13 protein-coding genes are annotated in these 16,933 nt (G+C 44.1%); 11 read left to right on the top strand and 2 right to left on the bottom strand.

What is annotated here, in order from left to right:
• Positions 1 to 28 precede the first annotated feature (28 nt).
• The 6 genes from C900_RS17160 to C900_RS17135 all read left to right on the top strand — a co-directional run bounded on the left by C900_RS17160 (position 29) and on the right by C900_RS17135 (position 6,501).
• On the top strand, positions 29 to 1,213 hold the full coding sequence (locus C900_RS17160) for a GlmU family protein (protein WP_009581372.1): 1,185 nt from the start codon (positions 29 to 31) through the stop codon (positions 1,211 to 1,213).
• Between the two features lie 9 nt (positions 1,214 to 1,222).
• On the top strand, positions 1,223 to 2,341 hold the full coding sequence (locus tag C900_RS17155; RefSeq protein ID WP_009581371.1) for a DNA polymerase III subunit: 1,119 nt from the start codon (positions 1,223 to 1,225) through the stop codon (positions 2,339 to 2,341).
• A gap of 211 nt (positions 2,342 to 2,552) precedes the next feature.
• Positions 2,553 to 3,488, top strand: a complete 936-nt coding sequence (hemC, locus tag C900_RS17150) for a hydroxymethylbilane synthase (RefSeq protein WP_009581370.1) — start codon at positions 2,553 to 2,555, stop codon at positions 3,486 to 3,488.
• A gap of 3 nt (positions 3,489 to 3,491) precedes the next feature.
• On the top strand, positions 3,492 to 4,346 hold the full coding sequence (locus C900_RS17145) for a peptidylprolyl isomerase (protein ID WP_009581369.1): 855 nt from the start codon (positions 3,492 to 3,494) through the stop codon (positions 4,344 to 4,346).
• 248 nt (positions 4,347 to 4,594) lie between these two features.
• Complete coding sequence (locus C900_RS17140) at positions 4,595 to 5,500, top strand: SDR family oxidoreductase (RefSeq protein ID WP_009581368.1); 906 nt, start codon at positions 4,595 to 4,597, stop codon at positions 5,498 to 5,500.
• A gap of 188 nt (positions 5,501 to 5,688) precedes the next feature.
• Positions 5,689 to 6,501, top strand: a complete 813-nt coding sequence (locus C900_RS17135; RefSeq protein WP_009581367.1) for an alpha/beta hydrolase — start codon at positions 5,689 to 5,691, stop codon at positions 6,499 to 6,501.
• Positions 6,502 to 7,110: 609 nt separating this feature from the next.
• On the opposite strand, the gene C900_RS17130 is transcribed toward C900_RS17135, so the two are convergent.
• The gene (locus C900_RS17130) at positions 7,111 to 9,417 is read right to left on the bottom strand and encodes a type IA DNA topoisomerase (protein WP_009581364.1); all 2,307 of its coding nucleotides are present in this window, start codon (positions 9,415 to 9,417) and stop codon (positions 7,111 to 7,113) included.
• Positions 9,418 to 9,563: 146 nt separating this feature from the next.
• Entirely contained in the window at positions 9,564 to 9,689 is a 126-nt protein-coding gene (locus tag C900_RS30870) for a hypothetical protein (protein WP_009581363.1), read from the bottom strand.
• Positions 9,690 to 9,762: 73 nt separating this feature from the next.
• Between C900_RS30870 and C900_RS17125 the strand changes: the two genes are divergently transcribed.
• The 5 genes from C900_RS17125 to C900_RS17105 all read left to right on the top strand — a co-directional run bounded on the left by C900_RS17125 (position 9,763) and on the right by C900_RS17105 (position 16,916).
• Entirely contained in the window at positions 9,763 to 10,089 is a 327-nt protein-coding gene (locus C900_RS17125; protein WP_009581362.1) for a PadR family transcriptional regulator, read from the top strand.
• Positions 10,090 to 10,190: 101 nt separating this feature from the next.
• On the top strand, positions 10,191 to 12,788 hold the full coding sequence (locus tag C900_RS17120; protein ID WP_009581361.1) for an FtsX-like permease family protein: 2,598 nt from the start codon (positions 10,191 to 10,193) through the stop codon (positions 12,786 to 12,788).
• A 700-nt stretch (positions 12,789 to 13,488) separates the two neighbouring features.
• On the top strand, positions 13,489 to 13,893 hold the full coding sequence (locus C900_RS17115) for a hypothetical protein (RefSeq protein ID WP_157494064.1): 405 nt from the start codon (positions 13,489 to 13,491) through the stop codon (positions 13,891 to 13,893).
• 523 nt (positions 13,894 to 14,416) lie between these two features.
• Complete coding sequence (locus C900_RS17110; protein ID WP_009581359.1) at positions 14,417 to 14,746, top strand: PadR family transcriptional regulator; 330 nt, start codon at positions 14,417 to 14,419, stop codon at positions 14,744 to 14,746.
• A 1-nt stretch (position 14,747) separates the two neighbouring features.
• Positions 14,748 to 16,916 (top strand): ABC transporter permease, encoded by a 2,169-nt coding sequence (locus C900_RS17105; protein WP_245558451.1) that lies wholly within the window; start codon positions 14,748 to 14,750, stop codon positions 16,914 to 16,916.
• The last annotated feature ends 17 nt before the right edge of the window (positions 16,917 to 16,933 follow it).

The raw sequence follows: 16,933 nt of genomic DNA, 5'->3' as shown, positions 1-16,933 counted from the left end.
ATCTTGAAGACTTTTTTATTTTTGTGCCATGAATATTATTCTCTTTGATGACCCTGTCATCAGAAAGTCTTTACTTCCACTAACTTTTACGCGCCCGGTAGCTGAAATACGGGTAGGCATACTCACTATCGCAGAAAAATGGAGTAAACGGCTGGAAAAAAATATTTCATTCAATACTGAGGATTACCTCTGCGAAAAATATCCGTGCATCAAAAAAAATGTCAATCTCTGGATCAATGGTGCCTTTTGTCCTACCGATGACCTGATAGATGCTATTGATGATCTAAACAGTGAAGAGGCGCTGGTACGGGGCACCACTATCGTTGCAGCCAAGACTCAGGGGGATTTTTCCAATTTGCAGCAACTGCCGCAGCAAAAATATGATGGCCATGCTACGGTAATAGATGCTCCCTGGAAAATATTCAAAAAAAATGCAGAGCAGATACAGGCCGATTTCGATCTGATCACGCTTGGTAGAATTTCAGAAGATATTGAAGATGCTCATACCGTCATTTATGGTGCGGAAAATGTATTTGTAGAAGAAGGAGCAACTATTCGCGCAGCCATCATCAATGCTGAAAACGGGCCTGTTTACATAGGAAAAAATGCCGTCATCAGTGAAGGCGCCATTATCCGCGGTGCTTTCGCCCTTTGCGAAGGGGCACACGTAAACATGGGAGCTAAGGTCAGAGGTGACTCTACCATAGGCCCCTTCTGTAAAGTAGGTGGGGAGTTAAGCAATTCAGTACTGTTCGGTTACAGCAATAAAGGTCACGATGGCTTCGTTGGTAATTCTGTAATTGGTGAGTGGTGCAATCTTGGTGCTGATACGAACACTTCTAATCTCAAAAACAACTATGCGAATGTGAAGGTGTGGGACTACGGCAAAGGTGGCTTTACCGATACCGGAGAAATGTTCTGTGGCCTGATCATGGGTGATCACTCCAAATGTAGCATCAACACCATGTTCAATACAGGTACGGTAGTTGGCGTTTCTTCCAACATCTTTGGCGCCGGCTTTCCGAGAAACTTTATTCCTTCGTTTTCCTGGGGTGGCGCTGCCGGCCTCACTACATATCAACTCAACAAAGCTAATGAGGTAATAGCCAGGGTAATGGAGCGAAGAGGATTGATCTATGATGCTGCAGAACAGGAGATCATGAAGAATATTTTCGAACAAACAGCCGAATACAGGATTTGGGAAAACCAATAAATTAAGATTATGCTATTTAGCGACATCAAAGGGTTGGACGAGGTAAAAGAACGGTTGATCAATGCCGTAACTCATGAACAAGTAGCTCATGCACAGTTGTTTCTCGGCAAGCCAGGCAGCCCCAACTTACCGATGGCCCTGGCCTTTGCCAGCTACCTCAACTGTGAAAACAAGCAGCCAAATGATGCATGTGGAGCATGTCCTTCATGTGTGAAAAACACTAAATTTATCCATCCCGATGTGCATTTTGTCTTTCCGGTGAGCGCTACAAAAAATGTTACCGGTAAAGATGTGGTGAGCACCAGTTTCTTAAAAGAATGGAGAACTTTCCTGATGGAAAACGCATTTGGCAACCTCGACAGTTGGTCCGGGTACTATGGCGGAGAAGACAAACAGGTAAATATTTCAAAGGAGGAAAGCCGGCAGATCATTAAAAACCTGTCACTTAAAGCCTTTGAGGGCAAATATAAGGTGATGATCATCTGGTTGCCGGAATATATGCACCCATCTGCTGCTAACGGCATATTGAAAATACTTGAGGAGCCACCCGAACAAACTATCTTTCTTTTAGTTTCTAATGACTCGGAACGGTTGCTGACAACGATCTTATCGCGAACACAAGTTGTTACTATTCCCAAATTTACCGATGAGAGCATTGTTGCTACGCTGGTTGAGAAGCTGGGCATCGATCATCAAAAGGCGGCAGAACTTGCGCATTTGGCAGATGGAGACCTCAACCTGGCCATTAAACTGAATAATAATATAGAAGACAATAGTCATCAGCAGTTTGCGGACTGGATGCGAGATTGTTTTAAAAAGGACTACACTCAGTTGGTAGCTCGTAGTGATGAATTTCACTCGATGAACAAGGTAGCACAAAAAAGTCTGCTCCAGTATGCCCTAAACATGCTTCGGGAATCACTTATCTATGAAACGACTCCCGAATTGAAGCGCGTTAGTGGTAAAATAGATAGCTTTGTGGAAAACTTTAGCAAAGTAGTGGACGGTGACAAGGTAGCCCGGATATCAGGTATGATCAACGAAGCGTACTATCACCTGGAAAGAAATGCAAGTGCAAAAATCATATTTTTGGACCTGTCACTACGAATAGCCAGGGTTATAAAATAGTCGGAAGTCGGGAGTCGGAAGACCGAAGTGGTTGGTAATCAGTGATCGGTAATCGGTAATCAGTAGCCGAGTGACACCGAGAACTACAACTTTAAACTGTAAACTAAGAACTGCAAACTGCAAACTGCAAACTGTAAACTGAAAACTGAGAACTGTAAAACTGAGAACTGAGAACTGAGAACTGAGAACTGTAAATTGAGAACTGTATAGCATGGATAAGATCAGAATAGGAACGAGAGGAAGTAAGCTGGCACTGTGGCAGGCAGAACATGTCGCTTCATTGCTTAGAGAGGGAGGCATTGAATCTGAGATTGTAACCATTGACACGAAGGGTGACAAGATATTGGATGTATCCATAGCTAAAATAGGTAGCAAGGGCGTTTTCACTGAGGAAATTGAAGATGAGCTAAAAAAAGGAAGCATCGACATAGCGGTTCATAGCGCTAAAGATATGCAGTCGGAGCTACCGGAAGGTTTTGAGCTCATCGCCTTTACAACCCGCGAAGTCGTGAACGATGTGTTAGTAGGTACGGACATGAGTCTGTCATTGGAAAAGCAGAAGGAAATTACTATTGGCACCTCTTCTACAAGGAGAGTAGCTTTATTAAAACATTTTTACCCTCACGTAAAAACGGTACCCGTACGCGGAAACCTGCAGACACGTATTGGCAAAATGAAAGATGGCGTGTGCGATGCACTTCTGTTAGCGTATGCCGGTGTACATCGCATGGAATATGACGATATGATCATCTCGAAACTGCCATTAGACAAATTCATTCCTGCTGTCGGTCAGGGTAGCATTGCTATAGAATGTTCCGACTCACTTTCGGAAGACAAGAGAAAGGCCATCAGAGAATTCGTTAATGACACGGAGACAGAAAAAAGATTGCTTTGCGAAAGAGGCTATCTGAGAAGAATGCAGGGCGGCTGCAGTATTCCATTATTTGCGTTAGCTGATCTTCAGAATGGCACACTTACCATTAAAGGAGGTATTGTGAACCTGGAGGGGACAAAGATCATTAGAAAAAGGATGGTCGGACCTGCAGAGAATGCCGAGGCCATCGGTGTTGACCTGGCAGAAGAAGTATTGAAATGTGGTGGGGACGTCATTCTCAGCGATATTAAAGAAAAACTGAACCGAGTATAAACCATGAACATCAAAAACCTGATCGTTGCATTGGCAGTAAGTATTTTTGTTAGTGCCTGTGCCACAGAAAAAGATTACCTCGTTACGATTAAAACCGAGTATGGCGATATGCACGCCATACTCTATGATGAAACCCCAAAGCATAAAGAAAATTTCATCAAGCTGGCCAAAGAAGGCTTTTACGATAGCCTGTTATTTCACCGGGTAATAGAAGATTTTATGATCCAGGGTGGTGATCCCGATACAAAAAAAGCGCAGCCCGGTCAGCAGTTGGGTTCAGGCGGACCGGGATACCAGATCCCGGCTGAGTTTGACAAGGATCTGTTTCATATAAAAGGCGCTCTTTCCGCTGCCCGGACAAATAACCCTGAGAAAAAATCTAGTGGAAGTCAATTCTATATTGTACAGGGAAAGACATGGACAAAAGAAGAGCTTACTACTGATATGAACAAGCTCGGAATGGCTGCCAGACAGCTAATGAACAGAGGTGACCAGGACTCTGTTAAACAAATGTTGATGAATATTTACCAGACCGAAGGACCTGAAGCTTACGGCAACAAGCTCATGGAAATGCGGAGCTATATCGAAGAGGTAATGCAAACAGACGTCACCAAAGAAATGGCTCCTGAGCGCTTGGAAGCATACACCACCGTGGGAGGCGCTCCTCACCTGGATGACGAATACACTGTGTTCGGTAAGGTGATAGGCGGTCTGGATGTTATCGACAAGATTGCGGCACAACCAACCGACCAACGAGACAGGCCCAAAAACGATATTAGAATGTTTGTAGAAGTAGAAGAGCTTCCGAAGAAGAAAATCAGTAAATTATACGGCTACGAATATCCTGAAAAGGAGTAGTTCAGTTGGCAAAAGCGTTGGCAATTGGTAGTGTTGACTAACTAATGCATATAAGAACACTATCAATCATCGTCATTGCGAACGAAGTGCGGCCATCCCCTCTCCCTTGGAGTGTAAAAGGGGATCGCTTCGATTCCTTCCCGAGACAAGCCCGGGGCAGGCGCGAAGACGGCAAGAGTATAGTTAGCAGCGAGTAATTTAAACAGGCTTCCGGCTTCGGGTGTTCATACTTCAAATTTTAAAAAATTATGAAAATATTAGTTACCGGTTCAAATGGCTTATTAGGACAGAAGCTTATCAAACTTTTGCTGAGTGAGCCCGGAATAGAGGTGATAGCTACCGCGAGGAATAGTGACAGGCTTCCTGAAAGCTACGGAAATTATGAGTTTGCTGCTTTGGACATTACTGATGAAACACAGGTATTGTCTGTGATCAAAAAGTATGCTCCCGATGTCGTGATCAATACAGCAGCGATGACAAATGTCGACCAATGTGAATCGGAGAAGGAGGCCTGCCGGAAGCTGAATGTTGATGCGGTAAGCTACCTGATCAAGGCTTGCGAAGCCACAGACAGCCACCTGGTACACTGCTCCACGGATTTTATTTTTGATGGCACCCGTGGGCCTCTGGATGAGAACGAGAAGCCCAACCCTGTCAATTATTATGGAGAAAGCAAACTGGCTGCCGAGGAGCTTATTGAAAAAAGTAATATTTCCTGGGCGATTGCACGCACAGTATTGGTTTACGGCATCGCTCATGACATGAGCCGCTCCAACATTATCCTGTGGGTAAAAAATAGCCTGGAAGGTGGGAAAGATATTAATGTAGTGGATGATCAATGGCGCACCCCTACGCTGGCCGAAGATCTGGCTATGGGGTGCTACCTCATTGCTAAAAAGCGGGCTACGGGCATCTACAACATTAGCGGTAAAGACATGCTCACACCTTATGACATGGCCATAAAAACTGCGGATTTCTTTAAGCTTGACAAATCTCTTATTCATAAAACTGATGGCTCTAAGTTTACACAGCCTGCCAAAAGACCGCCTAAAACGGGTTTTATTATCGATAAAGCCAGAAAAGACCTGGGGTACGAGCCGCATTCTTTTGATGAGGGCTTGAAAGTATTACAAGAGCAGATGCAACTGGCATAGTAGTGGTGGCACCACTATAACCGTTATGGTATGAACGGTGCGACCACTATTATAGTAGTGGCACGACTAACGTCTTTGGCTCGAATAAGATGCAACTGGCGTAGTGGTGGCGCCACTGTGACCGCTATGGCAAGAGTGGTACGACCACTAATACTTTAACACGACTAAATCACTAAACGACACCTTCAGTGAAAACAAAAAGCATCGGCAAGATTGTTATTTTTATAGTCGTTATTTATCTACTGCTCATTATGGCTGCTTTTCTCGCACAGGAAAAACTGATCTTCCATCCCCAACGGTTATCGCAAGCCTTTCAATTTAACCTTCGGCAAGGCGATGAAGAGGTTTTCCTTACCACCTCTGATGGGAAAAAGATCAATGCACTGTTTTATCCGGGCCAAGCTGATGAGGTAATACTCTACTTCCATGGCAATGCTGGCAGTCTGGCGGGGTGGCAGCAAATAGCTGATGACTTCACAGGACTAGGCTACAACTTCCTCATTATCGACTACCGTGGATATGGAAAAAGCTCCGGTGAGATCACCGAGCAGGGTTTATACCTTGATGGCGATGCAGCTTTTCGCTTTTTGGTAGAAGAAAAAGGTTTTCAACCGGAACAGGTCATCATTTATGGGCGGTCCATCGGTAGTGGTATTGCTACGGAGCTCGCTAAAAGGCGTGACACCAAAGGGTTAGTGCTGGAATCTCCGTTCTCAAGTTTAAAAACCCTGGCCAATCAGAAGATGCCCTTTCTATTCCCTTCGCTATTCCTTCAATTTCACTTCGACAATATCGGCAAGCTTACCGATATTGATTGTCCAATCCTTTTTATCCACGGAGGCAGAGATGGGCTAATACCTGCCTCCCACAGTAAAAATCTACATGAGGCTTATTCCGGTGAGAAGAAGCTTATTGTCATTCCACACGGATCTCATAATGACTTGAACCTGTATGAAGAATACCACGAGGCATTAGCCTGGGCTTTCTCGGAATTTTTTTGATTATTAGGCCTTGAGTTGCTGCAGATGATTTTTCATAGCATCTGTCTTACTTTTTTGTCTTGACACAAAAAAGTAACAAACCCCAAAGGGATCCCTATGGGAAAAAGTCAAGCATTGCCTTCGCGTAGCCGCTATGGCGAAGCAAGGGCTGTGAGCAAATGGCTAAATTTCAATGCCTGCGATGACAAATCACAAACTCACCCCGTGAAAAACGGGGCTCAAACAGTGTGATTTATAAAGGGTACGTGTGGCATTGAAATTCTTACGGCCTCCGCTAAAGGCTTCGGCCGCCAGCGGAACGCCATTTTCTCAAGGCCGTTCGGGTAATTGTCATTATCCTCAAAATCAACTGAAAGTTGTTGGATGCCCCCAGGATGACTGGTCTTTTGAGAGCAACTCCTAGTCATGGTCAAGCTCTTCAGACTAAGGCCGGTTATCTCTGACTTTTAGCCTTCTTTGTTCAGAACGAACTTTTGAGAAAAGTAATCCGGAGGGATTGAATGTAAATAGCCCGGTCATGCAATGCCGGGCAGACTAAAGGAAGACACAACAACTCCGGAGGGGTTGAATTAGGCAGGCATCAAAAACCAAAGATTTCATTCCGTTCCATTATGCTGAAATGATCTGCAAAACCAACTCCCGCGTTAAAGGGCGTCCATTGGCTTTGGATTTTATCATAGCGAAGGGATACCTAAAATCACAGCCTGCCCTCCAGTGGCTACAGCCGTAGGCCGTTTTCCCTTTTATCAGCGTTCCCTTTTTACATTTAGGACACAAAGGTTTACTGCTTTTACCTGAGGCCTTCAACTTGGTTTTACCCTCAAACTCCAGTTGGAAATCATCTGTTAACTTCACTACACCTTCCACCTTTTCACCACCATGTATAAAACCCTTCAGCTTTGTCGTAGCCTTTTTCTCCAGTAGCCGCTGTACCTGCTTATGGGTCAGCTTCTTGCTCATAAACTCGAAGGGTATGCGCATATTACAGCCCGCTTTCCACTCACTACAGCCATAGCTGCTTTTTCCTTTAATAATAACCCCCGAGCTGCATTTCGGGCATTTCATTTCTTTGGAAACCTTCTTCTTTGACTCTTTCTTACTGCCCGCACCCCTCGGTGCTACAATGATAGACTTACCGGTCTCGCTTCGCACTTCCGAAACCAGGTCGTCTACCATTTTCTTCATGTTAGCGATGAACTGCCCGGCACCGAACTCACCTTGCTCTATCTCCTTCAGCTTCTTTTCCCAATGCCCTGTAAGCTCAGCAGATTTGAGCAGCTTATTCCGGATCGTATCGATAAGTTGAATCCCGGTTGGCGTGGGAAGAATTTGCTTTTTTCTCCGCTGGGTATACTTTCGTTTGAACAGTGTTTCAATGATACTGGCACGGGTCGATGGCCTTCCGATACCATTGGCCTTCATTAAATCACGCAACTCTTCATCGTCTACTTGCTTACCGGCCGTTTCCATGGCCCGTAGCAACGAGGCTTCGGTGTAGTTTTTTGGAGGCTTGGTCATTTTTTCAATAAAAGAAGGCTCATGCGGACCGCGCTCTCCTTTTTCAAATGATGGCAAAATTCCCTCATCATCTTCGCTGTTTTCCTCATCGTCATCAGCACTACTCTTTTTATTCTCCTTCGGAAAAAGCACCCTCCACCCCTCTTCCAGGATCTCCTTACCCCTTGCTACGAACTTTACGGTTTCTACTTCAGCATCCACCTGCGTTTTGGCCACTTTACAATCGGGATAAAATACCGCTATAAAACGCCTGACAATAATATCATACACTTTTTGTTCATCACCGCTTAATGGCTTTTGCTCTCCGGTCGGTATGATGGCGTGGTGATCCGTCACTTTATTATCGTTAAACACCTTTGTCGACTTTCGGATCTTCTTTCCCAGAAGAGGTTCTGTGAAAGAAGAATAATTAGGCAGCCCCTGAAGTATACCGGGTATTTTAGGGTACATGTCATTCGGCAGAAATGTAGTATCGACCCGTGGATAGGTCACTACCTTTTTCTCATAAAGCGCTTGTACCAATTTGAGTGTTACTTCTGCTGTAAACCCGAATTTGGTATTGCAGTATACCTGCAGGCTGGTAAGATCAAACAGTTTAGGCGCATATTCCTTACCTTCTTTCTTCTCAATGTCTGTGATCACCAGGTCTTTTCCAGTGATCTTGTTGAGAAGTTCCTCCCCTTCCTCTTTTGAGAAGAATTTACCGGTGGTGTTGTTGAATTTAGTTTCTCTGTAGATGGTCTGCAGCTCCCAGTACGGCTGAGGCACAAAATTTTCTATCTCATAATGGCGATTGACCAGCATGGCTAATGTCGGGGTTTGCACTCTGCCAATGGACAGTACCTGCTTATAGCCGCCATATTTAAGGGTATATAGCCGGGTGGCGTTCATTCCTAACAGCCAGTCACCAATGGCACGTGAGCTGCCTGCATAAAAGAGATTATCAAATTCTGTTGCCGGTCGTAGCTTGTCAAATCCCGCTTTAATGGCTTCCGTAGTGAGCGATGATATCCAGAGGCGCTGTACTTCACCCTGATATTTCGCTTCTTTGATCACCCAGCGCTGTATCAATTCCCCTTCTTGCCCGGCATCACCACAGTTAATCACGACAGAGGCATTGGCTAATAAACTTTTAATTACCTTAAACTGCTTCTTTACTCCGCTGTCATTCATAAGCTTGGTTTCGAACCGATCCGGGAGCATGGGAAGTGTGTTGAGGTCCCAGCGCTTCCAATGCGGCTGATAGTCTTCGGGAGCATATAATGTACAGAAATGTCCGAACGTCCACGTTACCTGGTAGCCGTTACCCTCAAAGTATCCCTCCTTACGTGCGCTGGCGCCAATTACCTGCGCTATTTCTCTGGCTACACTTGGCTTCTCCGCAATACAGACCTTCATGCGTATAAATTTAGTATTGAGATATTAAAACTGTATTTACGATTTACAATTTACGATTTTTGATTTTTGATTTACGAATTAAACGGCAGGCCGAAAGTTTAAAGCATGAAGCTTACAGCTGCCTATTGCTTTTGCCAACTGTCGATTTATTCATTCAACTTACCCCAATCGCTATCGGGTTGGTACGGCTTCGCCTTACTTACTTCATATGTGATGGTTTCGATTTTCATTGGCACATCCGACATACTGGCGAAATTACAAAATCTATTCATTTCAGTATTTGTTACTAAAAAGTAGAACATATTTATTTTCCCTCCGTATATTAGTTCTACAACTTAGTAACAAATGAAAAAAACACGCTTAGGTGAATTTGAAGAAGTCATTTTGCTTCTGGTCGGCATCTTAGGCAATGAAGCTTATGCATTTAAGATTGCTGATGAATTTGAAAGCCAGACTGATCGCCCGGTATCCATCGGAGCGGTACACTCCACACTCAACCGGCTTTCCGAAAAAGGCTTTTTAACCTCAGAGATGGGAAGTGCGTCTGCCGAGAGAGGTGGAAGGAGAAAGCGCATCTACTCGCTAACAGCCAGCGGTCAAAGGGTACTTTCTGACGCTCGTGACTTCAGGGTATCACTGTGGAGTCAGTTTCCGGGGTTTGCAGGGGGATGACGAGAGAATGATAGAATGAATGGATGAATGAGTGAGAGAATGAGGGAATGATGGAATGAGGTAATGAATGGATGAATGGAATGGTGATACACGCTGAATAATTGAATAACAACAAATACATACCACCCCGGTTAGCAGAACGGCTACTGCTCTGGTTTCTCCGTAATGACCTTGCAGAAGAGGTATCGGGTGATCTGGAAGAGAGGTTTTACAAAACGGCAGCTAAAAAATCATTATCTAAGGCAAAACTCAACTATTGGTACCAGGTCTTTCACTACCTAAGGCCTTTTGCCATCAAAAAATACAGGTCAAACTCAAACCCATTTATCATGTATCAACATAATTTTAAACTCACCTACCGGAATTTTATCAAGTATAAAACTTCCTTTTTCATTAACCTTATTGGTCTTACCACCGGACTGTCCAGTGCACTGCTTATTTTCCTGTGGGTATCCGATGAGCTGGCGATGGATAAGTTACATGAAAAGGATGAACAATTGTACCAGGTATTTCTCACTCACGAAGAAAATAGTTCCTTGCGTACGGGGCCCGAGACACAGGGTCTTTTGGCTGAGGCTTTACTCGCAGAAGTGCCCGAAGTGGTAATGGCGGCCGCAGACACGGAAACAGAGTGGTTTGGAGATAATTTTGCTGTGTCTAATGGCGAGGAAGTGATCAAAGCGAAAGGTAAATTTTCCGGAGAGGACTATTTCAATCTTTTCAGCTATAAATTTAAGCATGGTATACCAGATAGAGCGTTATCTGATAAATCTTCTATCGTAATTACCGAATCACTGGCATTAAAGCTATTCAATACTACTCAGGTAGTCGGCAAAACGGTGGAATGGCACCTGTTACACTTGCAGGGAGAAGCCAGCATATCAGCAGTTTTGGAAGACCTGCCTTCCAATTCTTCTGAGCAGTTTAACTTTGTTCTTCCATTTTCTATTTATAAAGATATCATTGGTGACGGAATGCATTGGGGCAACTTTAATGCATATACTTATGTGGAGCTGGCAAAAGATATCAATATAAATGCCTTAAATCACAAAATAGCGTCTTTTGTGAAAGATAGAGATGAAGGCAGTAACGTTTCCCCATTTTTCAAGCAATTTTCCAGCAACTACCTGTACGGCACCTTTAACAATGGCATCCAAACTGGGGGGCGGATCACTTACGTAAGGCTTTTCTCGGTCATCGCCATTTTTATTCTGGTTATCGCCTGCATCAATTTCATGAACCTGTCGACAGCCCGGGCTTCAAGAAGGCTGAAAGAGATCGGCATTAAAAAAACACTTGGCGCCGGAAGGGTAAGCCTGATTTTTCAGCACATGGGTGAGGCTGTGCTGATCACTTTCTTTGCTTTATTCCTGGCTTCATTACTGACCTTTATGATCCTGCCTGAGTTTAATGAGCTTACAGGCAAACAGCTATCGCTTCAGTTCACCCCGGAAATTATCGGTGCAGCCATCCTTATTGGACTTTTTACCGGCCTATTGGCAGGCAGCTATCCCGCTTTGTATCTCTCTGGCTTTAAGCCGGTAAGTATTCTCAAAGGCAAGCTCAATGCTTCTTTCGGAGAGGTTTGGATAAGAAAAGGCCTGGTAGTCTTTCAGTTTGCGCTATCTGTCATCATGATCGTAGGCGTGCTGGTTGTTTTTCAGCAGATCCGGTTCATCCAGACAAAAAGCCTGGGCTACAGTAAGGATAATATCTTAAAAATACCAGTGGAAGGCAAAGCCGTTGACAATATGGCAACCTTCTTTGACGAACTCAAAAATCTACCGGGCGTGCTCAATGCTACAGCAACAACACATTCTATGGTAGAAAGCGGAGCGTATACCACCGGTATACATTGGGAAGGAAAAGATCCCGATGTGCCTATACGGTTCGAACAAGCCAGAGTGTATTATGATTTCGTTGAAACTTTAGGTATTAAGGTGCTGGAGGGAAGGAGTTTTTCTAAAAAATTTGGCAATGAACAATCAAAAATAATCTTTAATGAATCTGCCATTGAGGCGATGGATATGCAAGATCCTGTTGGCAAAAAAATCATCATGTGGGGTAAGGAGAAGGAAATAATCGGGGTGGTGAAAGATTTTCACTATGCCTCACTTCACACCCCCGTAGAGCCCATGCTGTTTTACTTTGAACAGCAGCCTCCTCACAGCGCTTTGGTAAAAATAGATGGTGAAAATATCCAGGAGGCTATCGCCAATATCCAGTCATTCTATAAAACATTTAATCCCGGATATATGCTGGATTACAAATTTTTGGATCAGAATTATCAGGCACAATATATTGCAGAACAGCGTGTTTCTGTGCTTTCACAATATTTTGCAGGTATTGCTATCGTGATATCCTGCCTCGGGTTATTCGGCCTGGCTGCTTTTACTGCAGAAAGAAGGCAAAAAGAGATTGGCATAAGAAAGATACTGGGAGCAGGGAATTTCAGTATTGTCACACTTCTTTCCGGAGACTTTACCAAAATGGTGCTTGTTGCTGTCTGCCTTGCCTTACCTGTCAGCTATTTTCTTGCGCAATATTGGTTGAGCGGCTTTGCGTACAAAATTGACCTGCACTGGTGGCTGTTTGGTCTGGCAGGAGTAGCAGCGTTGGTCATCGCCTGGCTTACTGTGGGCTTTCAAACATTGAAGACAGCAAATATTAATCCGGTGCAGTGCTTAAAGGATGAATAATAATACTAAATAGTACCTGCAGGAAACGCGCAACTTATCGTCATTGCGCCTGTCCCCGGCTTGCCACGGGGAACGAAGTGCGGCAATCCCCTCTTCTTTGGTGTGCGTTAAGAGGGGATCACTTCGATTCCTTCCCATGGCAAGCCGGGGCTGGCGGGGATAGTAGTTGTTATTCAACTCGTTCAGAGTTGATGGATATTTATTGATCCCCCCCAATTTCATTGGGGGTTAATCATATTCAAGCCTTTCAGGCTTGGGTCGGGTTATCTGATTTTTAGCCTTCTTTTGTTACGAAGCAACCTTTAAGAAGAGTAATCCGGGGATTGAACATAAATAGTCCTCTCATCCGTTGATTTGATGGTAGGGCGCAGAGTCCCTTACCAGGAGACGCTGCTGTGAAGAAAGAAGAGCAATCCCGGAGGGGTTGAATTAGACACACACCAGCTCCTGGCTCCCGGCCAAGCGAAATATCATAAAAGAACGATTGTTTACTGACTACTTCAGGTTCCTGGCTTTTCCGCCTTAATTCACAGGATAACTCGACTTTTAAGGTATTAACATCGAGATCAGGTTAAATTAATAAATAAATAGTTATATTTCTAGCCGTTTTTACCAAGTGAATTATTTATGGGTGCCACAAAATTTGACTTAAAATCAGGACGCCTTTTTCCCCTGGCATTTTCAGATACTCGCCTTCTGTTTGTTAATAGCGGCTGTAATTGTAGTGTTTCAAAATATCTTTATTGCACTTATACTACTGACGGTAGGTCTGGTCATCCTCACCAGCCATTCTGGTATGGAAATCATTCCGACAAAAAAGACATACAGGCCTTACAACTCCTTCCTGTTTATAAAAAGTGGTAAGGCAAAGCCATATGCAGAGGTAGAGAAGATCTATGTAAACGCCAGCAAAACGAGTCAACGGATCTACACTGCCCATACGAATGACTCCACCGTATTCAAAAATATAGAGTACGATGCCTATATTAAATTCTCCAATGGCACCAAAGAGTATTTGATGACCAGGAAGGATAAAAAGAAGCTGTTGAGTGCGTTGGAGGAACTCTCTCAGGCGCTGAAGATCCCGGTTTCGGATAATACGTGACAACGCAGTTGTCTCTAACAAAACACAAGCGAATTCACAAATATTTATGATCACAGCTTTGAGCGTGTCAGGCTTCAGCTTCTGCCATGGTTCAGGGGGATCCTGAATATTTTCTCCGCTGTGCTGCGAAAATTCCAGGATGACGTGGTGGTTCGCGATCTTTGTTTCTGCGGTTAATGATGGTGTAATGTCATTATACAATAAAGTCAACTGAAGTTTTTTGTTGCCTTGACATTAATTAGTGTTTGTAAGAAAACTCACGGCTTATCGTCATTGCGAACGAAGTGCGGCAATCTCCTCTTCTTTAACGTACTTTAAGAGGGGATCGCTTCGATTCCTCCCCGTGGCGAGCCCGGGACAGGCGCGATGACGGCAAGAGTTTTCTTATAAACACTAATTAGATGGTGATCACCGGAAACTTAGCTGCATTATTGCGTAATAAAAACTACATTTAAGAATAAAATATATTCTAATCCATTTGGTTGGAAGTTTATTTTAACTACATTTAAGAAAAATATACAAAATGAGTAAACATCATCTGGGGGAATTTGAAGAAATTGTAATGCTCACGGTGGCAATTCTGGCCGATGAAGCCTACGGGATCTCCATCATTGAAGAGATGGAAAACCGGCTGGACAGGAAGGTGAGCATTGGGGCGCTGCAAACCGTTTTAAGAAGGCTCGAAAAAAAGGGATACTTATCATCCAGATTCGGTGAAGCTACCAAAGTGAGAGGAGGAAAACGCAAGCGCTATTTTATGCTTACCGCATATGGCAAGAAAGTGCTCACCGAAGTGAAGGAGCAGCGGCTCAGCCTGTGGAATGCTATCCCTCAATTCTCAACAAGCTACTGATATGCCTCACAAGAAGTATCCCCTGCCGCCGCGCTGGGTCAGCAAATTTTTCCAGTGGTATTGCCATCCCGATTACTACGAGGACATCGAGGGCGACCTTTTAGAAAGATTTGAGTCGGGACTGGAAGAACATGGCCTGAAGAACGCAAGATGGAACTATATCAAAGATGTAGTTAGGCTTTTTCGGCCCGGGATCATTCGCTCTTTAGAAATATCATCTCGTATAAATCACTACAGTATGTTTAAAAATTATCTAAAAGTAGGTTACAGGAATATCCTCAAACACAAAGGTTTCTCTTTAATAAATGTTACAGGCCTGGCTATAGGAATAGCCTGTTGTATAATCATCATGCTCTATGTCCAAAATGAGCTTTCCTACGACCGATACCATAAAAATTACAACCAGACATATCGTGTTTTACAAACTTTTCGTAGCGCTGCAGATCCCGGAAGCCTACCTCCCCCGGCGCCTGAAGAATTTCAAGTGTGGGGCTGCGCACCGATAGGTCCGGCTCTGCAGGCTGATTTTCCCGAAATAAAGAGCTTTTTCCGGTTTACCAGTCCGGTAAACCTTCTGTTTCAATACCAGAATAAAAAATTCCAGGAAGACAACATGGTATTTGCAGACTCCACCGCTTTTAAAGTATTCAGTTGGAGGCTTATTTCGGGTCGTGAAGAAACTGCGTTAACCAAGCCCAATAGCATCGTATTAACTCAAAATGTTGCCGCCAAGTACTTTGGCAAAAATGATCCATTAGGCAAAACCATAACTATTGACCAAACCAAATCATTTGTTGTAACCGGTGTGATGGAAGATGTTCCGCACAATTCGCATTTCACTTTTGACGGATTGATCTCTATGACCACCGCCCACAACTGGCGGACTGAAATATTTGACTGGTGGGGATATGTCGATTTTTACACGTATTTCCTTGTAGATGAACAAGCTAATATCGCTGCCCTGGCACAGCGAATTCCTGATTTTGTAAAACGTCACTTACCCGGATGGCAGGACAATACCATAGCCTTTGAACCATTAAGCGATGCATACCTTTACTCCGTGGCCGCAAGACAGCCAGGAGCCATGGGCAGTTTGTCTAATATTTATATGTTCTCTTCCATTGCCGTTTTCATACTGATCATAGCATGCATCAATTTTATGAATCTTTCCACGGCTCGTTCTATGGAAAGAGCAAAAGAAATAGGAATACGAAAATCAATCGGAGCCCACCGGCATTCACTGGTGGTTCAGTTCCTTCTTGAATCCATATTGCTCTCCACAATATCAGCAATACTGGCTGTCGCGTTGGTTTCTATAGCGCTGCCATGGGTACAGGAGCTTTCAGCCAAAACATTGGATCTGTCGAGCCTCCTTTCCTGGAAGTCCGTTATTGCTTTCATGGGCGGAGTATTTTTAATAGGCCTTCTCGCAGGAAGCTACCCTGCCTGGATATTGGCGCAAGTCAGGTCAGCTCAAGTTCTAAAAGGGACCTTTAAGTCATCTTCCAAAGGAGCTGCATTGCGAAAAAGCCTGGTGATATTTCAACTGAGTCTCTCGATAGCGTTGATAGCAGGTACTGCAATAGTTTTTTCCCAGCTTGATTTTATCCGCAGCCGGGATTTGGGATTTACCAAAGAACAAATGCTGGTAATAGACTTTGGTTGGGATAGTGGTGTGCAAGAACAGCTAAATATCATAAAAGCAGAGTTCCTGAGGCACCCGGATGTGCATAGCATAGCTGCTTCCAGGGCAGTTCCCGGCAATTTTCTACCAGATGCCGGCACGAGAATAGAGTCACCGGAAGGAGCTATGATAATGCAGTCTCCGGGAATTTATGAAATAGAGCCGGATTTTGTGCCTACTTATGATATGCAAATGATAGCAGGAAGATCTTTTTCTGCTAACATTCCCAAAGACTCCACAGAAACGCTCCTACTTAATGAAGCCGCCATGCGACTATATGGATATACGGACCCCTCCGAAATAGTAGGCAAGAAATTTTCCCAGTGGGGCCGTAACGGCATCGTAGTGGGAGTTGTCAAAGATTTTAACTATAAGTCGTTACATACAAAGGTGGAACCACTAGCCCTGCGTTTTGCTCCTGTTGGTGCCTTAAGGCATCTATCGCTACAGGTATCGCCTGAAAATATAACCAAAACGATTGCTTAATTAGAGCAATTATGGCA

The organism is Fulvivirga imtechensis AK7, assembly GCF_000331535.1.
Taxonomy (GTDB): Bacteria; Bacteroidota; Bacteroidia; order Cytophagales; family Cyclobacteriaceae; genus Fulvivirga; species Fulvivirga imtechensis.
The sequence above is the reverse complement of the archived record's forward strand: the minus strand, read 5'-3'. Positions and strand labels throughout refer to the sequence as shown.